The organism is Methylomonas aurea, assembly GCF_024505045.1.
Taxonomy (GTDB): domain Bacteria; phylum Pseudomonadota; class Gammaproteobacteria; order Methylococcales; family Methylomonadaceae; genus Methylomonas; species Methylomonas aurea.
Genome location: NZ_JANIBM010000008.1, coordinates 1 through 21,362, shown reverse-complemented (window position 1 = coordinate 21,362; position 21,362 = coordinate 1). Strand labels below are relative to the sequence as shown.

Sequence of the window (21,362 nt, the reverse complement as noted above, 5' to 3'; positions counted from 1 at the left end):
GCCTAATGGTCCGGCTATCGGGGAAGCTATCATGTCTTTTATCCTACATCTGATGCTTGCCGCGGCGATCGGCAGCTTGCTGCCGGCGGCAGCGACGGCCGGCGAGGCGGAACTGGCCGATTCACGCCAACGGTTCGTTCAGGCCGAGCAAGCCATCGCCGCCAACCGCGAAACCGACTATCGCGCACTTGCCACTACGCTGCAAAGTTACCCGTTGTATCCGTATTTGCAATACCAATGGCTTAAAGGCCGCTTGTCGGCCGACGGCGAGATCCGCCAATTTCTGGCCGATTACGCAACCAACCGCTACGCCGGTTTGCTCAAACCGAAATGGTTGGCGTATTTGGCCGAACAAAAACGCTGGCAGGAGTTTTTGCGATATTACCAAGGCAGCGACGACAGCGCGTTGCAATGTTACGCCGGCCTGGCCTACCTCGAGACCGGGCAAACTCCGGAAGCGTTCAGTCTGGCCCGCACGCTTTGGCTGAACGGCAAGTCGCAACCGAACATTTGCGACGGCCTGTTCGCGGCTTACCAAGCTTCGCCTTACTTCGCCCCCGACCTGGTCTGGCAACGTTTCCACGCCGCGTTGAAACGCGACAATGCCGCACTGGCCGAATACCTGACCCGCTATCTGGCCGGCAGCGAACTGGAGTTGGCCGGACTGTGGCTGAAACTGCACCGGCAGCCGGAAAGCATGCAGACCGAAACCGAGTGGCGCCAGCATCCGACGCACGCCGCGGACTTGTTCGGCCATGCCGTCGAACGCTGGCTGGATCGCGACGCGGCAGCGGCGGCAAAATTCTGGGACCAAGAAAAGTCCAAGCAAACGTTGGCCGCGGACCGCGCCGCCGATATCGAAAAACAACTGGCCCTGGCCCTGGCTTTAAAACACGACGCTCAGGCCTACTCCCGCTTGTCGCGCTTGGAGACCGACGACGAATCGAGCCGGGAATGGCGGGTACGGGCGGCGTTGAACATCCAGGATTGGCAGGGCGTGTCGGCCGCTATCGGCCGCTTGAACGCCGAGGAGAAAACCCGCGACAAATGGCGTTACTGGCAGGCGCGGGCTTTGGCGGCGACCGGCCAAAGCGCCGCCGCCAGCAGCGCATTCGCCGAATTGGCGAAAAACCGCAGTTTTTACGGGTTTCTGGCGGCCGCCAAATCCGGCCAGGCAATAGCACTGGCACACCAACCGTTGCAAGTCGCCGAATCCGAATTGCAAGCGTTGAGCGACAGAGCGGAGTTTCAAGCGGCAAGCGAATTACTGCTATTGAAGCGGCCGGCGGAAGCCAGGCGCCAATGGCAATTTGCCGTCGCCAAATTGGAACCGAGCTTACTGCCAGTTGCGGCTAAGCTGGCGCAACGCTGGCACGCGCCGGCGCTAGCCATCGCCACCGTCGCCAAAGCCAACCATTGGGACGATGTCGAACTGCGTTTTCCGCTGGAATACAGTCGGGAAATCGGACAAATCGCGGCGGAAAGACAGTTGGATCCCGCCGTGATCTACGGTTTGATCCGCCAGGAGAGCGCCTTTGACAGCCAGGCCGACTCGCCCGCCGGAGCGAAAGGATTGATGCAGGTGATGCCGCAAACCGGCCGCCAAATCGCCGCCGATCTGCGCGACCGCTGGGGCGATGACGACAACCTGTTTCAAGCCGAGCTCAATCTCAAGTACGGCGCCTTTTACTTCAAGAAGCTGCTAAGCCAGTTCGGCGGCCATTATGCGCTGGCGGCGGCGGCCTACAATGCCGGCGCCAGCAAAATCAAGCGCTGGCTGCCTAGCGGCCGCAGCCAACCGGCCGATATCTGGATCGAAAACATTCCCTACAAGGAGACCCGCGGCTACGTCGCGTCGGTTTTGATGTATACGCTGATCTACCAACAACGCCTGCAACGCAACTCGCTGAAAGTCGACGATCTGCTGCGTGACGTAATGCCGGGATAAAAATTGAGCTGATTTTTTAACTTGATTATTGGATAATGTTGGATGTTTTTGAACCCACAAATCAGGTAATCATTGGATGGAGAAGCAGCACAGTTTCACGCGCGAAGAATTATTAATGTCCGGCCGGGGCGAGCTTTACGGCCCGGAAAACGCGCAGCTACCGCTTCCCAACATGCTGATGATGGACCGCATCGTCCACATTTCCGACGAAGGCGGCAAATACGGCAAGGGCGAAATCATCGCCGAACTGGATATCCACCCCGACCTGTGGTTTTTTGCCTGCCATTTCCAAGGCGACCCGGTAATGCCCGGCTGTCTGGGCCTGGATGCGATGTGGCAATTGATCGGATTTTATCTGTGCTGGCTCGGCGGACCGGGTAAAGGCCGGGCTCTGGGCTGCGGCGAAGTGAAATTTACCGGCCAAGTGTTGCCGACCGCAAAAAAAGTCACCTACAAAATCGACTTGAAGCGCGTGATCATGCGCAAGCTGGTGATGGGCATCGCCGATGCGGTCATGGAAGTCGACGGCAAACAAATCTACGAAGCCACCGATTTGCGGGTCGGCTTATTTACTTCCACTCAGGATTTCTAAGGAAACCAGCATGAGACGCGCGGTTGTAACAGGTTTGGGGATCGTTTCCAGCATCGGCAATAACCGGGACGAAGTCGTCGCTTCGTTGCGACGCGGCCGTTCCGGCATCGTTCACGCTCCGGTCTACCAGGAACTCGGATTCAGAAGCCACGTCCACGGTCCGGTTAACATCGATCTTGACGAGGCGATAGACCGCAAAATCAAACGCTTCATGGGCGACGGCGCCGCCTTCAATTACTTGGCGATGGAACAAGCCATCGCCGACTCCGGCCTGGAAGAGAGCGACATCTCCAATATCCGCACCGGTTTGGTGATGGGTTCCGGCGGGCCGTCCACCTCGAATCTGGTCGATTCCGCCGACATACTGCGCTCAAAAGGCGTCAAAAAAGTCGGCCCGTACATGGTGACCCGCGCCATGTCCAGCACCAACACCGCCTGTCTGGCCACGCCGTTCAAAATCAAGGGCGTCAATTATTCGATCAGTTCGGCTTGCGCGACCAGCGCCCACTGCATCGGCCACGCCCAGGAACTGATTCAACTCGGCAAGCAGGATATCGTGTTTGCCGGCGGCGGCGAGGAACTGCACTGGACCATGTCGGTCATGTTCGACGCGATGGGCGCATTGTCGTCCAAATATAACGACACGCCGGAGACGGCATCGCGCCCCTACGACGAAACCCGCGACGGTTTCGTGATCTCCGGCGGCGGCGGGGTTTTGGTCATCGAGGAACTCGAGCACGCCAAGGCTCGCGGCGCCAAAATCTACGCCGAACTGGTCGGCTACGGCGCCACCTCGGACGGCTACGACATGGTGCAGCCTTCCGGCGAAGGCGCGGTGCGCTGCATGCAAATGGCGCTGGCGACCGTACACGACCCGATCGACTACATCAACGCCCACGGCACCAGCACGCCGGTCGGCGATACCCGCGAATTGGAAGCGATGCGAGCGGTATTCGGCGCCGATGCCGTGCCTAGAGTCAGCTCGACCAAATCCCTGACCGGCCATGCCCTCGGTGCAGCCGGTGTCAACGAAGCGATTTATTCGCTACTGATGATGGAAGAGAACTTCTTGAGTGCGTCGGCCAACATCACCCAGCTCGACCCCGGCGCAGCCGGTATCCCCATCGTCCGGGAATACCAGGACAACGTGACGTTGAATACCGTGATGTCGAACAGCTTCGGTTTCGGCGGCACCAACGCTACGCTGATTTTCCAACGCTACAACGGTTAACTGCCAAGCGGCCTGTGCCTTCCGCCCGGCCGCCTCTCTTAGCACCATGTCCGATCCCAGCCAAAAATCCCGTACCCAGTTCAACAAGCTGCAAAAGCGCCTGAGGCGCAGCGTCGGCGAGGCCATCGCCGATTACAACATGATCGAACCGGACGACAAGGTCATGGTTTGTCTGTCCGGCGGCAAGGATTCGTATACCATGCTGGACATTCTGCTGAATTTGCAGAAAACCGCGCCGGTGAATTTCGAAATCATCGCCGTCAATTTGGACCAGAAACAACCCGGCTTTCCGGAACACGTACTGCCGGAATACCTGACTTCGATTGGCGTGCCGTTCCACATCATCGAACACGATACTTACAGCATCGTCAAACGCATCATTCCGGAAGGCCAGACCACCTGCAGCCTGTGCTCGCGGCTACGGCGAGGCACGCTGTACGGCTTTGCCAGGGAACACAAAATCACCAAAATCGCGCTGGGCCACCACCGCGACGACATCATCGAGACCTTTTTTCTGAACCTGTTCTACGCCGGCAAACTGAAAGCGATGCCGCCGAAACTGCTCAGCGACGATAAACAGAATATCGTGATCCGGCCGCTGGCCTATTGCCGCGAAAAGGACATCAACCGCTTTGCCGCCTTCAAACAGTTTCCGATCATTCCCTGCAACCTGTGCGGATCGCAGGAGAATTTGCAACGCAAAGCGATGAAGCAAATGCTGAGCGCTTGGGACAAACAATTCCCCGGCCGGATCGAAACCATCTTCGCCGGCCTGCAAAACATCGCCCCGTCGCAAATGCTCGATACCGGCTTGTTCGACTTTGCCGGCTTGCGCCGCGATCCGAATTCAACCCTGGCCCGCGTCGTCTCCGACGAGCCGGGATTGGACATACTCGAACGCTAAACATAAAACGGAAACATGGCTCAAACCATCCTAGTGACGGGCGGTACCGGCTACATCGGTAGCCATACCTGCGTGGAATTGCTGAATAACGGTTTCGATATCGTTATCGTCGATAACCTCAGCAACAGTAAGGTCGAGGCGCTCCGCCGCATCGAAACCATCACCGGTAAAGCGCCGGTGTTTTACCAAGCCGATATTACCGACGCCGCGGCCCTTGGCCGCACCTTCCACAACCACAGTGTCGACGCCGTCGTGCATTTTGCCGGCTTGAAAGCGGTCGGCGAATCCTGCCAGCAACCGCTCAGCTACTACCGCAACAACATTTACGGCACCCAGGTCTTGCTGGAAACGATGGCGGAAGCCGACGTCAAGCGGCTGGTGTTCAGCTCGTCGGCGACCGTTTACGGCGACCCGCACGCGGTACCGATTCTGGAGAGCTTTCCGTTACAGGCGACCAACCCTTACGGCCGCACCAAACTGTTCATCGAGGAAATCTTGCGCGACGCCAGCGCTGCCGACCGCCTCAACCAAAGCGCTAATCCCTGGCAAACCACCATCCTGCGTTACTTCAACCCGATCGGCGCTCACAGTAGCGGCCTGATCGGCGAGGACCCGAACGGCATCCCGAATAATCTGATGCCCTACTTGTCGCAGGTCGCGATCGGCAAATTGCCGTTGCTATCGATATTCGGCGACGACTACCCCACTGTCGACGGCACCGGTGTGAGGGATTACATCCACGTGGTCGATCTGGCCCAAGGCCACATCAAAGCCTTGCAATACCTGCTGAGCCAGCCGGCCTCCGAACCGATCTGCGATGCCGTCAATCTGGGCACGGGTAACGGTTACAGCGTCTTGCAAATGGTCAACACCTTTATCCAGGTCACCGGACAGGACGTGCCTTACAAAATCGCGCCGCGCCGGGCCGGCGACGTCGCCGCCTGCTATGCCGATCCGACTCTGGCAGCACAGAAACTGGGCTGGAAAGCCGAACGCGATTTAACCCAAATGATCGCCGACACCTGGCGCTGGCAAAGCCAAAATCCGAACGGCTACCACTAAGCCGCATCCATCCTCAGCACCAGACCGCCGTTTTCGACCCGGTTGCGGCCGTTGCGCTTGGCTTCGTACAGCGCGGCATCGGCGGTTTGGATCAATTGCAACGCAATCTCGGCCACCGGCTTTTTCAAGGCAAAAGCCGGTTGGTAAGTGGCGGCACCCAACGAAATCGTCACCGGTATGGTTTGTTCCGCAAACAAGATCCGCAAATCGGCGATGCTGGTGCGAATCCGCTCGGCGATTTCGACGGTATGTTTGTTATCGCTTTGCGACAACAGCGCCACGAACTCCTCGCCGCCGTAACGGGCCAGCACGTCGTTATTGCGCAACTGCTTTTTGACCATCGTCGCCACGGCGGCCAACACATGGTCGCCGGCCTGATGGCCGTAGCCATCGTTGATGCGTTTGAAATAGTCGATATCCAAAAACAGGCAGGACAAAGGTTCGCGGGTGCGTTGGCTGCGGTCCAATTCTTCTTCGATCCGCTGCTCCAGAAAACGCCGGTTGTTGACGCCGGTCAACGGATCGACCAAGCTGGTGCGGCGCATGGTTTCGACGTTCAGATTGTTTTCCAGACAGATGCTGATCACCGAGGCGATATGTTCGATAAAATCGGTCGCCATGCCTTGCACGAAACGGTCATCGCGGTAACTGCCCAGATTCAACGATCCGAGGTATTTCTCGCGCCGCACCAAAGGCGCAATCACGACCGAAGCCGGTTTTTTAGCCAGCGACGCCGAGAAAAAGCGTTCGCAGTCGCTAGACTGGTAGCCGCCCAGCATCGGCTGGTTGGAGCCGTCGAAACATTCGCTTAGCGGCGACTCCTGGTTGATCAACAGCAAACCTTCGCGGCGCCGGTAATCGTAATGGTCGCTGTCCAGGTACGCCGCGATCTCGTTCTTCGGATCGACCAGCCATAAGTTGACCACATCCAGTCCGAACAGAATTTTAGTCTCGGCCAGGATGAATTCGATCATCTCCGCCAGCGTGTTCATCGCCAACAAACGCATCTCGAAGCTTTGCAGGCGTTTCAACGTCAAACTGTTATGCTGCACGCGGCTCAACATGCCGTCCAAATGACTTTCCAGCACGCGCAGTTCTGTAGTGATATCGTCTTCCAATCTCGACCTCATCCGCTTTGTCAAGCGCATAAGACTAGCAGTTTTCGCAAAAAATGCGCGCGACTCGAGCGGCTAGCGGCGACCCCGAAAATCATGGCGGCTCACCCGAAAAACCCGCCAATTGCCGCAGCCGCTAGGGCATTTGCCGCAACTTTACGCTGTTGTCGCGGCGCGAACGCCGGTCCGCCTAGCCTTGCCGCTGGTACATATCCTGCTTGGACATCCGTCCATTCGCCGCCAAAATCTCGGGCCTACGGTCAACATGAACGATCTTGCCATCAGTATCGATACCCTGTTTTTGGACCATAGAGACTCCTTGATTCGGACAATACTCGGCGTCGTCGGCTGCCCGCAAACAGCGGAAGATTTAGCGCACGAGGCCTATTTAAAGATGTTGCGCGCATTGGAACAGCAGGAAATCGCCTATCCGAAGCCCTTCCTGTACCAGATCGCGAAAAACCTGGCGCTCGACCATTTACGTAAAGAAAACATCCGTCTGCGCCCCGCCCATTCGCCTGAGGACGACAGCGACAACCACCAGAGTCTGTTGGATCGTTTGCCGGCCAACACACCCACGCCGGAACAACAGGCTGCCGACCAGCAGGAGGTGGCCCAGATGCTGGCAGCACTGAATCAGCTATCGGAGCGGTGCCGGCAGATTTTGGTGCTGCATAAACTTCACCACCGGAATTACGAACGGATTGCCGGGTATTACGGCATACGCTGAAAATCTTGGAAACGGAGCGGTAGCGAAGCGAAGATTTTTAGTCCCCGATAGCCGTAGCGCCTTGCAGGTTTTCGCAGCGAAGCGGAGAAAACCTGCAAGGCCTCGCGAAACGGAGTCAAGTCATGCGAGAGCCTAAGTTGCGACCCCTTGTTGGGTCGGAACGAGGTGACGCGGACGAATCGGGGCCGCCGAAGGCATCAGCGGTCGCGTAATCTTTGCCGATTTTTTCTAGCAGGATGCCCGAAAAAATCTTTCGGCAAAAATAGCGACTCTCCGAGTTTTCCATTTTTTCCGTGTTGACCGGGTTGATACTCTGGTGGCCGTTGACCGGCAAGTTCAAACAGGCTTTAACCTGCAAACGCCATGCCTCGCCGGTGCGGTTTAACTTCGACCTCCATAAAACCGTCGGAATTTATTCGACTATCGTGCTGCTGCCGGTGCTGTTTTCCGGTGTGTATTTCAATCTTCCGGAGCAGGTCAATGCGTTGGTCAAATTGTTTTCGCCGGTTAATCGTCCGGCCGCTTTCAACAGTATGCCGGCGCAAATTCGTAGTAGGCCAGCACAAGCCGGAGAACAGGCGTTAAGTTTGTCGAGAGTTGAGGCCATTGTGCAGGAGCACTACCCGGGCGGACAGTTATGGATGCTGGATGGGCCGAAAAGTCCCGAAGGCGTTTATAAGGTAATGAAAAAGGATGTCACCGAGTTGAGCCGATTTATCGGTTATAGCGATGTTGCCATGGACCAATACAGCGGCGAGATACTCAAAGTCTACGATAAAAGCATCGGCAGTAGCGGCGATAGATTCCTGGATTGGCAATGGCCCCTGCATTCGGGCCACGCTTTCGGCTGGCCGGGGCGGATTTTGGTGTTGCTGAGCGGCTTGGCCTGCCCGGTGCTGTCGGTCACCGGCGTGATCCGCTGACGGCAAAAGCGCCGGGCCAGGCGTTCGGCCGCCAAGAGCGATCGCCGCCGTCTCGATGGCTAACGCCAGCCGCCTACCCGGCTCGGGTTTGCCGTCCGAACAAAACGCTAATCCCGGTGCCGTTGCCGCCGACACCGGGGCCGACTTTAATCTGCGCCGCGTGCAGGTCGGCGATCTCCTTGACGATGGCCAGGCCCAAACCGCAGCCTTCGCCGCGGCTGCCCGGAATCCGGTAAAACCGCTCGAATATCCGTTCCGCTTCCTCCGGCCGGATACCGGGACCGTCGTCCTTGACCACCCAGCCGGGCGGGTCGGCCAGAACCGTTACGTTGATACGGCCGCCCGGATTGCTGTAGCAAATACTGTTATCCAGCAGGTTGTTCAGCAGCTCCCGCAGCAGGGTTTCGTCGCCTTTGATCGAAACCGGTATGCGCGGCGCGTCGAATCCCAATTCAATTTCCTGTTCCAGAGCTTTATACACCCAATCCATACAGCAGGCTTTGGCCAGCGCGGCCAAATCCAGGGCCTGAAATGGGCGCGAACCCTGCGATACCGATTCGGAACCGGCCAGAACCAGCAACTGCGAACTCAAATGCGCCACCCGGTCCGCCGAATGTTTGATGTGACTCAGCGCCGGTTTCATCGCATCCGGACTGTCCGCGGCCAACGCCCGCTCGGCATGCACTTTCAGCCCGGCCAGCGGCGTGCGTAACTGGTGGGCGGCGTTTTCGATGAAACGCTGCTGGGCGGCCAGCGCGGCCCCCAGGCGTTGCAACAGCGCGTTGATGGTGTGGGTCAAGGACCGCACCTCCAGCGGCACATTGGTATCCGGAATCGGGTCCAGTTCCCGCGCCGAACGCTGGCCGATCAGCGTCGCCAGATCGCGCAACGGGCTCAAGCCGCGATTGATGCCGACCCAGATGTGGAGCCCGGTCACCAACAACAGCAATAGTTGCGGTGCGACCACCGCCAGCAAAATCTCGTTCATCATGCCGCGCCGCTTGTTCAAGGTTTCCGCGACCGACACCAGCACGTCGCCGCTATCGCCGCCGGCCGACGCGGTCAACACCGAAACGATGCGGACCTTACGCCCCTGGATTTCGCCGTCGGAGAACAACGGCGCATCGGCCGCCATCGCCGCCAACGCCGGGCTGGGCAGCGCCCTGTCGCCGGCAATGAATCCGGCCTCCGCCGACTCCACTTTGAAAAAGGTCTTGTCCATTGCGTCCCAGCGGAACACTTCGACCGCAATCGGCGGCAAGTCGAAAGTCACTTTATCCTTTTGCGTCTTCACCTCCTGCGCCAGCGATTTGGCCGAATCCAGCAGCCAACTGTCGTAGGCGCGGTCGGCATAGTGCAGCGCCACGAAATAAGACACGGCGGCATCCAGCACGACGACCGCGATCAACGGCAGCGTCAGCCGCGCCACCAATTGCGCTCTCAGACTCTGCGGTTTGCGCATCAGTTTTGCTCCAGCAGATAACCCAGGCCGCGCAAGGTACGGATACCGATGGCATAAGGTTCCAGCCGTTTGCGTAAACGGTGGATGTAGACCTCAATGGCGTTATCCGCCAACTCTTCGGAGCGCACCGCCAAGCGTTGGGCGATATGGTCCTTGCTGACCACGCGCCCGGCCTGCAACAACAGCGCTTCCAGAACGCCGTATTCGCGCGGCGGCAGCAGTAACGGTTCGCCGCGCACCTTGACCTGCTGCTGGCGGGTATCCAAAACCAGACCGCCGAAATGGATATCGTGGCTGAAGCCGCCCTGGCTGCGGCGCAACAGCGCTCTGACCCGCGCCTCCAGTTCCAGCAGCTCGAACGGCTTGGTCATGTAATCGTCGGCACCGAGCTGCAAACCGCCGACCCGGTCGTTCAGGCCGTCGCGGGCGGTCAATATCAACACCGGCATCGGCGATTGCCGCCGCCCGCGCAATTCGCGCAACACTTCGCGCCCGTCCATGTCCGGCAGACCCAGATCCAGAATCGCCAATTCGAAGGGCTGCGTACTCAACGCGCCGACGGCAAAGGTGCCGGTCTTGGCCAGCGTGACGTCGAATCCCCAGTCGCGCAAACTTTGCGACAGTCCGTCGGCCAAGGCCTGATCGTCCTCGACCAGCAAAATTCTCATGCGCCATTCCCGCTAATGAAAGGTAGATGAAAGGTTAGCCCGCTAAAGTGGCAGGGTTAAAACCGGCGGCAAGCGCAGGGATCGCCCCCGGACCACTAATCGCGCAATGCCAACCGGCAACGGCAAGATACCCGACACCACAGCAGAGTTCATTATGAAATCGACATTAGCGTTCGCGCAACCGCGCAATCGGCAATTGGACTTTTTTCGCGGCGTGGCGCTGTTGATCATTTTCGTCAACCACATGCCGGGCAACCCCTGGTTCTGGTACACGCCGTCGCGTTTCGGCTTCAGCGATTCGGCCGAGATCTTCGTGTTTTTATCCGGATACGTCTCGGCCGTCGCTTACGGACGCGGCTTCCGCCAGGCCGGCCTGGCGCTGGGCAGTGTCAGGGTGTTCCTGCGTTGCGCCCAGATTTACGCCGCCCATCTGGCGTCGTTTTTGGCGATGGCGGCCATTTGCGTATTCGGCAACCGTTGGCTGCCTGGAACCGATTACATTCAACAATTGAACATCGCTTATTTTTTTAACGACACGCAGCAAGCTGTGTTCGATTTATTTGCATTGAGTTACGTGCCGAATTATTTCGACATACTGCCTTTGTATCTGGTGCTGCTGTCCTGGGTACCGCTGGCCTGGAGCCTGTCCCTGCTCGGCAAATACCTGGCCGTGGCGGCTTCGCTGCTGGTTTACCTGGCAGCCTGGCACTACGGCCTGGAACTGAGCGGCGAGCCGAACGGCGACCGGCCTTGGTTTTTCAATCCGTTCTGCTGGCAACTGATGTTTTTTACCGGCTTTGCCTTCGCTGCCGGATGGCTGCCGCAACCCGGCTATCGGCCAGGCCTGGTCTTGGCCTGCGCCCTGATGGCGGCCTTGGCCGTGCCGCTGGCTTACGAACCATTCTATACCCGGCATGCGCTGTTGCAGGAACTGCGGGCGCACTTGGAACCGCTGCTGGACAAAAGCCACCTCGGCCCTTTGCGCTGGCTGCATCTGCTGGCACTGGCCTATCTGGCCGCCCACCTGCCGGCCCGCATCGCGGCTGGCTTGGAGCGCGCTCCGGCGCGTTGGCTGGCCGAAATGGGACGCCAATCCCTCCCCCTGTTTTTATGCGGCATGGTCCTGTCCTATCTGGGCGGCATGGCGCTGGATTGGGCCGGCCGGGAGCCGCTCGGAACGGCAGCGGTCAACCTGGCCGGAATCGCCGGCCTGCTGAGTATCGCCAGACTGTTGGCCTGGCTGGAAGCCAAGCCGTGGCAAGCGGGATCCAAAGCCGACGCCTGCCGCGAACCGAACGGTTTACCGCCGTTGTTCGGTTTGGGGCTGAAACAAGCCGCCGCCCTGCCCGTCCTGGTCTGCGCAGCCTTGATACCGCTGTCCTTGGTTCGGAGCCAGGATAACGCCAATACGCCGGCCATAGCGACCGCGCAGCCAGCGCCAGAGCCGGCGCCGGCGCCAAGCGGCGAATTGCTGAAGACCGGCGCCGACGCAGATACCGAAGCCGTGGCCCAGCGCCAGTTGTAGATACGGGCCGGGCGGATCAAGCGCCGTCCGCGGTTTTGATGGTCGGCGGCGTAGCGGATAGCGCGAATTGCGAACTTTACCGATTTGAGGATTGGCTGAATGTTCGGTTTTTCCAGGTATGCTAGCCGGCGGCCGGTATTGCGCGCCGCGGCGTTCGGGCGGCAAAATGCCGGGTTGCGGACAACAGACTGATCAGGATTATTGGTATGGCAATCAAAAAATCTTCGGCCGGTAAGCTGGCATTTACCGGCATCAGCTTAATTTTAATGCTACTGCCCAATTCGGCATTTTGCGCCACGCCGGAGGCTTTGGATTTAAGCGGACATTGGATCGGCTTCCTGGCCCTGGGTTTGTTTGCCACCGCCTACGTGCTGGTAGTGCTGGAAGAACTGCTGGAACTGCGCAAATCAAAGCCGATGATGCTGGCCGCCGCACTGATTTGGCTGGCGATCGCGCTCACTTACAAAAGCCACGGCTTGTCGGGCCTTGCCGAAACGGCGATTCGGCATTACGTGCTGGATTACAGCGAATTATTCCTGTTTTTGATCGTCTCCATCGCCTACATCAACGCGATGGAGGAAAGGCGCGTATTCGACAACTTACGCGCCTGGCTGGTAAACCGCGGCTTCAGTTACCGCCAGTTATTTTGGGTGACCGGCTTGTTGGCATTTTTTATTTCGGCGGTCTCCAACAACATGACCACTGCAATGCTGATGTGTGCGGTGCTGTTGGCGGTCGGGAAAGACAATCCGCGATTCGTTGCTATATCCTGCGTCAACACCGTAGTCGCCGCTAATGCCGGCGGCGCATTTTGCCCTTTCGGCGACATTACCACCTTGATGGTCTGGCAAAAGGGTATGATCGAGTTTTGGACCTTTTTCAACCTGTTCGTGCCGGCGACCATCAATTTTCTGATACCGGCAACGATCATGCATTTCGCGATACCCGACGCCCGGCCGGCGCCGATTCTGGTCAAAGCCAGCACGCTGCGCGGTGCTAAGCGTATCGTCCTGCTGTTTCTGCTAACGGTGCTGACCGCGGTCGGATTTCAGAACAGCCTGCAATTGCCGGCCGCCGTCGGCATGATGGCCGGCCTGACTTACCTGCAACTGTTCGGCTACTTCCTGCATATCACCCACCGCGACGAACCGGAACTGGATATCGACGGCGTGGCCGGGGATAATCTGCCGAAGGCCGGCGATGGCGGCAACGGGTTACGTTTCGACGTGTTCCACCACTTGGCCAGGATGGAATGGGATACCCTGCTGTTCTTTTACGGCGTCGTGCTGTGCGTCGGCGGCCTGAACTTCATCGGCTATTTGCAGCATCTGTCAGAATTCCTCTACGGAGAGCTGGGCGCGACGCCGGCCAACATTCTGGTCGGTATCGTTTCGGCGGTGGTGGATAACATTCCGGTGATGTTCGCGATACTGGCCATGACGCCGGACATGAGCGAGGGCCAATGGTTGCTGGTGACGCTGACCGCAGGAGTCGGCGGCAGCTTGCTATCGGTCGGCTCGGCGGCCGGCGTCGCCCTGATGGGCCAAGCAAAAGGGGTTTACACTTTCATGACCCATCTGAAATGGGCGCCGGCAATCATGTTGGGCTATCTTGGTAGCGTCGGAGCACATTTTCTGATCAACGGCGGACTTTTTTGATCGACTGTCCGCGCGGCAGCGTCGAACGGAAACCCGATCGTTCCCAACGAACCACTTTTCAGGAAGCCACAGCATGTACCAAGAACCATCGATACCCGAAACCGTACCCGGCAAGCGCTACGTTTTTATCGAGCAAACCGTGTTTATTCTACTGGTCCTGCTGTCATTAGCCGGAATCTATATTACCGACTTCAACCCGGACGACGGCTACGGTTATTGGTTGGCCATGGTATTCGTGTTCGGTTTACTTTCGATGTTCGTGGCCTGGCTGCAGGCCAAAAGCGGCGCCGCCGATTTCGGCCAGATGTTGAAAGCCCAAGCCATGCATTGGTTACATACCGTCGTCGTCGTGGTCGCCGCGTCGTTTTTGAACAAGTCCGGCCAATTGTCCGGCGTCAGCGCCGACTTGATGATACTGCTGATTTTGGGCTTGGCGGCCATGCTGGACGGTTACCACATCGGCTGGGAATTCAGCTTCCTGGGCTTTTTTCTGGTGGGCTGCGCGGTCATCATCGGTTACGTGCAGTCCTTTCTGTGGGCTTGCGGCGGATTTGCAGCCGCCATCGTCGCCGTGTCGTTGCTGCGCACCTTCCTCAACGCGAAAACTCACCGCCTAGACGGAGACGAAACTTGATTGGAGCGATAACTTGGTTCAGGCGGTTAAACCGCAAAAACAAAGCGGCAGTGATATTGTCGGCTATCTGGATGCTGGCGATACCGGCTTTCGTCGTTCCCTACGGCGACGAAGCAACCGGCCGGCTCGAACATTTTTTCTGGTGGGGGCTGTTTCCGGTATTCCTATACTGGGGCCGCCATATTTGGGTCAGAAAGTGGCCGTACTGATCGCTTTCGTCTGCCGAGAAAGGTTTTAGCCGCCGGACGCCCGCTATCCGTCAACGTAAATCCGCAGCAAGCCCCCTGCTGGTACTACCCTCGCCGAGCCAGCAAATTGTTGCTGAAACCGGGCTTGACCAGCTTCGGCGGCCAGGCCGGAAAAATCTCTATCATGCACCGGCAACTGGTCGAGCGCCGGCGCTGGATCAGCGAAAAACGCTATCTGCACGCATTGAATGACTGCATGGTCCTACCCGGCCCGGCAGCGCAGCAACTGGCGACTTAAATCGGCTGGCTGCTGCACAAGATGCCGGGGGCGCTGGCTGCCGGCGGCAAATGGGCTTCACGATACTTTGCAATCGGTGGAGGCAACAATGCCCCGCATCCAGTTTCAACCGGGGTGAATTTTATCGCTTACTAGCGGTAGGCCGGGCGTTGTGGGCCGCTGCGCTGAGCTGGCTATACGCCGAATAGGGCTGGCACGGCGGCTTAACACAAATGGGCTGGTTCTTTACCAAAGCCGCCAGGCTGACCTTCGGCGAACTTATGGGGTATTGCCTTACGTTTATCAGGGCGCCGTGGGGCATTACCGCTGGCTGACACCGCAGCAAATAATGGATACGCTGGCGCTGGGCGGAAACCACGCCGGGACCGTTAATCATGGTCAACGCCTACGTCGGTTTCGTCCCCAGCCGGGGATAAGCCTGGTTTGAGCGCGAGGCGAGGTTTATCGCGGGCTCGTTGGCAGCGGTGCTCGTTACCTACTTTACCTACCTGCCCAGCTTTTTATTCATTCTGGCCGGCGGCCCGCAAGTGGAAACCGGCCACGGCAATGTGAAATTCACTCCGCCGCTGACCGGCGTCTCCACCGCCGTGGTCGGCGTCATCGTCAATCTGGCGATGTTCTTTGCCCATCAGGTGTTCTGGCCGCAAGGCTTAAACGGGCCCTTGGACTTTTTTCCGCCGTATTGAGGCTGACGGCGCTATTGGCGTTGTTCAGGTCAAGTTCGGCATTATTCCGATACTCGCGTCATCGGCAGGTGCCGGCCGGCTATGGCTATTTTTGGCACTGTGATTCGGCTGATAGGGATGTTGCCTATCGGCCAAAACCCGTCAGTCGAGGTCACTATCCAATTTCAATAGATAATGAATTCTGTAACCAATTGAGTGTCCGGTTTTGGGTGAGCAATTTGACGTGGCTAGCGGCTTAACAAATCTGTCTTGTCGGCGGAGTATTTCAATACCGCTCGGGGACCATGGATTAGCAAGGTGCTCAAGCGCCGATTGCCACGTTAACTGGTGCCCAGAAAGAATCGCCGATCGCCGCTGATGTGCTGTCTGGGAACCATGCCAAAACTGGGAGCTTAATTGCGACTGGACGTATAGCCTTTGCCACCGCCTACATCGGCGGAGGCCAAAGTGGCGGTGAGCGACCCCACACCCGGGATTACAATCAGGCGATTGCTCTGGGTATTATGTCGACAAAACGCATAAATCTGCCGATCCACGGTTTTGATGTCCTCGTCCATCGCTACCTAGGTTTGATACTGTTCGGCAAACAGTGAACGGCTGAGCGTCGACAATTGATTTTCAGAAGCCTCCAAAAGTGAGGGCAACTGTTTCCCAATCTTCGCTGTATCAGGATGTGGTCACCGCATTTGTCAACGACTTTCATGGTCGGCAAGGAATATGCTGACCTACAACTTCAGACCTCCGTCAATCCGTAATTGCCACTATATTCATAAAAGTCTAAATTGAACTATTGTTGATTCAGATACTTGGGTAAAAGCGGTTGAATTTCCAATTCATAGCATCAACAAGGTATAAGCCAATGACTAATACGATATATTGCGCCCTAACGATGACATTGGTTCTTACCTTTACTGAGGCGTGGAGTCAGGATCATTGGGTAGATGCCGCCCAAGGAGAACGTTCGAAAGTGGCGAGAACGCCTTGGCACCCGAGTTACACTGACGGCCAAACTCAAGTAGCAGCCGCAGAGTCTACAGGGAAGCCACCCTTAAATAAGCCCGAACTTCGAAAATATCAGCTCCCGCAACAGCAACAGATTTCCAAGCAGCCCGCGACGCCCTCAAAACCATCAGGCGTTGCGGTGCCGGGCGGCGTTAAAAGACCCAGCTCCCATATTCCCGAACCCGGAAGGGGCGACCTCCCGCATAAAATACCCGAGCCACCGGTTTCGCACCAGGAACCATCAAAAGTACCTAAACCGGAGCCAAAACCACCTTCGCCACCACTTCCCAAACAGGACTTTTCACAGCTCTCATTCGACTGGTCTCTTCCAGAGCACTACGGGTTCGATAATAACCAAAATGGACGTATCGATATCCCAAATACTCGATCTTATGTACAGAATACCGATGCCTGTCCTTCGGAAACGAATGAAGGCGACAACGCTCCCACCCGCTTTCCGGTGAGCTTCACGGTAAACGGATTACCAGCGACTGCCAGCCCTGTTGTTACCTTTAAAATCCAAGGCGAGAATCTCTCTACGCCGATTTCTAAAGTGGTGCGGCATCCAGATTGGTTACGCTCAATATCGGTCTGCCTGCCCGAAGGGAGATATGAAGTTGAGCTGCAGGCATCTGATCCAATCGCGGGCTCCAGGTATATCCGTAGAGACATCACCGTAGAGGATTTTCTGATTGCAGTTCTCGGCGACTCTTATGCATCGGGCGAAGGGAATCCTGAGGAAAGGCTAACGTTCGATATCAACTCCATTACTGATGCGGTAAGAATTTTCGGATCAGGTGAACTCCCGAAAAATGCCTGCTCCATCTGGGCTGACGATGGCTCGACGCCGGCATCCCCTGGGGTACCGCCAAATACCCGGCAAAGCATTGACCACCAGAGATCGCATCGTTCAAGTATCTCAGCAGGGTCACAGCTCGCACTCGAACTGGAACGACAATCCCCGAAATGGTCAGTCACGCTTGTGCACCTCGCCCAGTCTGGAGCAACGACCAATAACGGTGTCCTCGGAACCTATAAAGGACGGGCAGGTTGCAATTACAACAACGATGCAATGAGCCCTCAATTGAATGAGCTTAAATCGCTAGTTGGATCGCGTAAAATCGATGCACTTATTATGTCGATCGGCGGAAACGATGCTGGGTTTGCCAACACGTTATTCTCACTGTTGATGCGCGAACCGGGCATCTCGCAGGCACTTAGCAGAGTTACCTTGAGCAAGATTGAGCACGCCATCAAATCGGGAAAATGGCAAGATTTCGAACAAAAAATTGGAATGTTTGGATTAGTTACGAAATTCAGCGACGGGGATCCAGGGTTGCTCGGCTTACCAAGCCAGTACCGCGCAATCGCTCAGCGACTACAGTTGGACTATTCCGACAAACAACTTAGTAAGGTCTACCTAACAGAATATCCGGACTTTTCGACTTATCTCGAAAATGTCCGAACCATTCCTACTCCAAAACCTGATGTGCCGGACTTATCGGCTTATCTCGTAACAGGCCCAAACACTAGGGTTTCTACTCCACTACCTTTACCTTATGTCATCAAGCCTCACATTGCTACGTGTGATCATGTGCTAAACCGGGTTGCTAACCAGTTGCAGGGCGGCTTGATGCCCGACGGCAAGTTGGAAATCGGTAGGGGCGAACTCAACTGGGCAAGGACGAACGCCCTAGAACCATTGAATAGGGTGCTGCGCCAGGCAGCTAACGAACATAACTGGACCTTTGTGGACGGGATACTGGAAGGCACAAAGGGACACGGATTGTGTGTGTCAAAACCTTACGAACCTCAAGACTACGCACCGAGACTTCCCGTGCCAGATAGAACGGCAGAGAACATCAGGTTCTTCAGAGCAGGGGAAGAATCGTATGCAATTCAGGGTTCAGGGCAAGGGTTTAGCGGCATAGAGAAAAACACTGGAATGGTCCATCCAAACGAGTTTGGGCATTACGTGATAAAGGAAAAGATCAAAAGCAAAATGGCACTTCCAGAGATCGTCGATAACGAAATTTGCAATCCGTGCAGTATTATGAAGTGAAGCTCTCTGCCAGAGCTAGACACATTACTATATTATTAGAAACTAAAATGAGACCCCTGGTCAATTTGGCATTTACACTTATTGTAATATTTAATTTAAACAACTCCTTTGGGCAACCGAAAGTTGCCTCTATTAGCGAAGAAGGTATACCTCCAATAAACATGGTTGGCGGAGATGCTCCTAAGTACTTTTCCTCAATATTGATTTATCTTGGAGAAACCAATAAAGCACTTAAACTCAAAGTAGGTGTGGCTCATAAAAGCGATGGAATAAGTCAGATCATGCAAAGAGACCTCCATCTGCCAAATTTTGGCTTCACGCGTGAACTAGAGGAGTACTTGTGCAAGCTGAATATGCACGTGTGCATGGTTTCAAACGGCAAGCTCGACTGGAAAAAATTGCGTGCTTCCCCCCCAGGCGTAAGTGAATACGACGGCGAATGTCCGAACAGCGAGCTACCATCTCATGTTGTATGCTTTCCGAGCGTTTCGATATCGAAAGGCTGGACCACGGTCGTTCGACATCTTCAACCCACGGACGATCTTACTAAAATTGTCGTCGAGAACATGCAAGGATGCGTCAAATGGGACGCTAAATGTGCCAAGCGCGTTATTCAACTCAATTCCTTTCGGCCACAGTTAACTTCTCGGTTGCCGTTTGACGTTCAATCCGATTACGAACTTTATAAAGGCTTGCTTGACGAAAAATTGTGGCGTGGAATCACAGGGCCGATTCGTTTTCCAGCGCGCTTGTATGCGATCAAGCCCGATTTTGCTGAATCTGTGCGATCTCCCACTGATAAGTTATCGTTATTAAAAGATGCGATCAAGGACGCGATAGCTAAGCATCCGCTTCCAGCTTTCCCTAACGACAAGCCCCCTCCCAAAGAGGCGTCTTACTTATACCTGAATCAGACAGTTGGGAATTTTAGTTCTCAATCGAATACTAATGCCACCTCACCGGTTGAAGAACCAAAACTAGCGTGCGAGAACCCGCAGCTACCATCTGACGGCAATGATCCTATGGATCTAACGACAGTCCAGAAAAATGCGCTCAGCGCCATGACTTTTCAGAAGTTTCGAGACCATCAGCAGTTGTCAGAGTTGAAGTCCATTACAGTAGGAGTCTGGGATGGATTATGGGATGAAACTCATTGCGAATTTGCTCTTAAGAATGGAAAGACGGAGATCCCTCCTTCGGAAAATCGAAGTTTTTATAGACCGGCTAATAGCATCATTAGGATCGCTGATCCCAAACCAAATTTATCCGCTGAAGATAGGAAGTATTTACGGCCATATAATTCCTGTAACTCAACATTGCCGAACGCGGATCCGAACACCAAGACAATCGATTGCAGTAAAACGACCTATTACGATCACGCGACGTTTATGGCTGGATTAATTGGAGCCCAACCCAATGGGGTAGGTATTGTCGGGCTGAATCCGAAAGTACGACTGTGGATGTATGAACTAGTACCAGACCGGCTATCCGGCGATCCATTTGGTCCTGCATACGCAGATGACGATGACGATGATATTCCCCCTCTTGTTAACAAGCCTCCAGTTGTAGTAAATGTAAGTCAGGCAACGGTTGTAGCTGCAGACTCCTTCTATGCTGCAATTACCCGAATAAAATCGAACAGCACATATACAGACGAGACACTTTTTGTTATTGCTAGTGGCAATGATGGCCAATTCTTTTCGTCGTCAAATGAAGATGTCATAAGCCGCCCGCCGGGGCTCGTAAACACCGCTTCTTTGAGTGTTAGAAACCGAAGCGGCATTCTGACGGTTGTTGCCCTGTCGCCTTCCGGCGAGAACGTACTTAGCTGTAACGATTTGCTAGCGATACAAAAGGATGAATCCTTGCGCAAAGCCAATCTCACCTTAGAAATTCCCGACATCTGCAATAAAGACCCTTCAGACCTGCCATTATCGAACTATGGTGATGTATTCAACGTTGCCGCGATAGGACTTGGGGCTGGACCAAAATACGGGGGGCGATTTGGTGTAAAAGCGGGTACTTCTGTTGCTACGGCCTACGTTACAGGGCTTGCATCCCTCATTCGTGCTCGACTACGCAACCTTAAGGATGAAACCTGGAAGGCTCACGGCGGCATACCTAAAGGGCAGACGTTTATTGATGAAGACTTAAACACCACAAGAATCGTCCAAGAACGAATTCAATTCACGGCCGATCCTCTAGGAGAGGGTCCACATGCTCCTATTAGCCGTTTCGGTAGAATCAATTTTGACCGTGCTCTCGCTTTTGAAACTGACCAAATAATCGGAAATCAAGCATTGGAATCGCAAGTCAAAAATTGCCAAGATCAAAAAGGCGGAATGGTTCTAACCGATTCACTGGAGGGTCAAAGAAAGCTATCCATTCAATTCGTTGATAATTCGGCACAATCAACTAAGGAAATTTCACTTGGTAGTATTAGACGTTTATACCAAGAAAAAACGGATGCCCCCAATCCACCAGTTTACACAGTAATCTATCAGTCTGAAAATAGTCAAACTAATATACCCCTACAAATAATTAAACACGCCACATTCAAGAATCCACCTAAACTCCGGTTTTCCTGCATCCGTCCCATCAAACGGGACTGGATAGGTCCTGAAAAACAAGATCTGCATATTATGGTTGATTTGCAAGACATCAGGGATTTTGG

General features: G+C 55.6%; 18 protein-coding genes. 15 read left to right on the top strand and 3 right to left on the bottom strand.

Features of this window, described 5'->3' with window-relative positions; all coding sequences use genetic code 11:
* Positions 1 to 31: 31 nt before the first annotated feature.
* The 5 genes from NP603_RS08995 to galE all read left to right on the top strand — a co-directional run bounded on the left by NP603_RS08995 (position 32) and on the right by galE (position 5,737).
* Positions 32 to 1,948, top strand: coding sequence for a transglycosylase SLT domain-containing protein (locus NP603_RS08995; RefSeq protein WP_256610533.1), 1,917 nt, complete (start codon positions 32 to 34; stop codon positions 1,946 to 1,948).
* Positions 1,949 to 2,024: 76 nt separating this feature from the next.
* Entirely contained in the window at positions 2,025 to 2,540 is a 516-nt protein-coding gene (fabA, locus tag NP603_RS08990; RefSeq protein WP_064021976.1) for a 3-hydroxyacyl-[acyl-carrier-protein] dehydratase FabA, read from the top strand.
* 10 nt (positions 2,541 to 2,550) lie between these two features.
* The gene (gene fabB / locus NP603_RS08985) at positions 2,551 to 3,771 is read left to right on the top strand and encodes a beta-ketoacyl-ACP synthase I (RefSeq protein WP_256610532.1); all 1,221 of its coding nucleotides are present in this window, start codon (positions 2,551 to 2,553) and stop codon (positions 3,769 to 3,771) included.
* A 46-nt stretch (positions 3,772 to 3,817) separates the two neighbouring features.
* Positions 3,818 to 4,675: a tRNA 2-thiocytidine(32) synthetase TtcA gene (gene ttcA, locus NP603_RS08980; protein WP_256610531.1), complete on the top strand. Its 858-nt coding sequence runs from the start codon at positions 3,818 to 3,820 to the stop codon at positions 4,673 to 4,675.
* A 15-nt stretch (positions 4,676 to 4,690) separates the two neighbouring features.
* Positions 4,691 to 5,737, top strand: coding sequence for a UDP-glucose 4-epimerase GalE (gene galE, locus NP603_RS08975; RefSeq protein WP_256610530.1), 1,047 nt, complete (start codon positions 4,691 to 4,693; stop codon positions 5,735 to 5,737).
* On the opposite strand, the gene NP603_RS08970 is transcribed toward galE, so the two are convergent.
* The gene (locus NP603_RS08970; protein WP_256610529.1) at positions 5,734 to 6,867 is read right to left on the bottom strand and encodes a GGDEF domain-containing protein; all 1,134 of its coding nucleotides are present in this window, start codon (positions 6,865 to 6,867) and stop codon (positions 5,734 to 5,736) included. The genes galE and NP603_RS08970 overlap by 4 nt on opposite strands.
* A 250-nt stretch (positions 6,868 to 7,117) precedes the next feature.
* Here NP603_RS08970 and NP603_RS08965 point away from each other — a divergent pair, with 250 nt between their 5' ends.
* Together NP603_RS08965 and NP603_RS08960 are read left to right on the top strand one after the other, a co-directional pair.
* Positions 7,118 to 7,582 (top strand): RNA polymerase sigma factor, encoded by a 465-nt coding sequence (locus NP603_RS08965; protein ID WP_256610528.1) that lies wholly within the window; start codon positions 7,118 to 7,120, stop codon positions 7,580 to 7,582.
* Positions 7,583 to 7,875: 293 nt separating this feature from the next.
* Complete coding sequence (locus NP603_RS08960; protein WP_256610527.1) at positions 7,876 to 8,505, top strand: PepSY-associated TM helix domain-containing protein; 630 nt, start codon at positions 7,876 to 7,878, stop codon at positions 8,503 to 8,505.
* Positions 8,506 to 8,578: 73 nt separating this feature from the next.
* Here NP603_RS08960 and NP603_RS08955 read toward each other — a convergent pair whose 3' ends face one another.
* Both NP603_RS08955 and NP603_RS08950 read right to left on the bottom strand, forming a co-directional pair.
* Complete coding sequence (locus NP603_RS08955) at positions 8,579 to 9,967, bottom strand: sensor histidine kinase (protein WP_256610526.1); 1,389 nt, start codon at positions 9,965 to 9,967, stop codon at positions 8,579 to 8,581.
* A complete protein-coding gene (locus NP603_RS08950; RefSeq protein ID WP_256610525.1) occupies positions 9,967 to 10,635 on the bottom strand; it encodes a response regulator transcription factor in 669 nt (222 codons plus the stop codon). Before NP603_RS08950 ends, NP603_RS08955 begins: the two co-directional genes overlap by 1 nt.
* A gap of 154 nt (positions 10,636 to 10,789) precedes the next feature.
* Between NP603_RS08950 and NP603_RS08945 the strand changes: the two genes are divergently transcribed.
* The 8 genes from NP603_RS08945 to NP603_RS08910 all read left to right on the top strand — a co-directional run.
* A complete protein-coding gene (locus tag NP603_RS08945) occupies positions 10,790 to 12,160 on the top strand; it encodes an OpgC family protein (RefSeq protein ID WP_256610524.1) in 1,371 nt (456 codons plus the stop codon).
* A gap of 266 nt (positions 12,161 to 12,426) precedes the next feature.
* Complete coding sequence (gene nhaD / locus NP603_RS08940; protein ID WP_371928816.1) at positions 12,427 to 13,818, top strand: sodium:proton antiporter NhaD; 1,392 nt, start codon at positions 12,427 to 12,429, stop codon at positions 13,816 to 13,818.
* 73 nt (positions 13,819 to 13,891) lie between these two features.
* A complete protein-coding gene (locus NP603_RS08935) occupies positions 13,892 to 14,452 on the top strand; it encodes a hypothetical protein (RefSeq protein WP_256610522.1) in 561 nt (186 codons plus the stop codon).
* A complete protein-coding gene (locus tag NP603_RS08930) occupies positions 14,449 to 14,661 on the top strand; it encodes a hypothetical protein (RefSeq protein ID WP_256610521.1) in 213 nt (70 codons plus the stop codon). The genes NP603_RS08935 and NP603_RS08930 overlap by 4 nt, the downstream gene beginning before the upstream one ends.
* Before the next feature lie 106 nt (positions 14,662 to 14,767).
* On the top strand, positions 14,768 to 14,938 hold the full coding sequence (locus tag NP603_RS08925; RefSeq protein WP_256610520.1) for a chromate transporter: 171 nt from the start codon (positions 14,768 to 14,770) through the stop codon (positions 14,936 to 14,938).
* 464 nt (positions 14,939 to 15,402) lie between these two features.
* Complete coding sequence (locus NP603_RS08920; RefSeq protein ID WP_256610519.1) at positions 15,403 to 15,624, top strand: chromate transporter; 222 nt, start codon at positions 15,403 to 15,405, stop codon at positions 15,622 to 15,624.
* An 859-nt stretch (positions 15,625 to 16,483) separates the two neighbouring features.
* Positions 16,484 to 18,688, top strand: a complete 2,205-nt coding sequence (locus NP603_RS08915) for an SGNH/GDSL hydrolase family protein (protein ID WP_256610518.1) — start codon at positions 16,484 to 16,486, stop codon at positions 18,686 to 18,688.
* Between the two features lie 47 nt (positions 18,689 to 18,735).
* A partial coding sequence (locus tag NP603_RS08910) for a S8 family serine peptidase (protein WP_256610517.1) occupies positions 18,736 to 21,362 on the top strand: 2,627 nt, incomplete at its 3' end.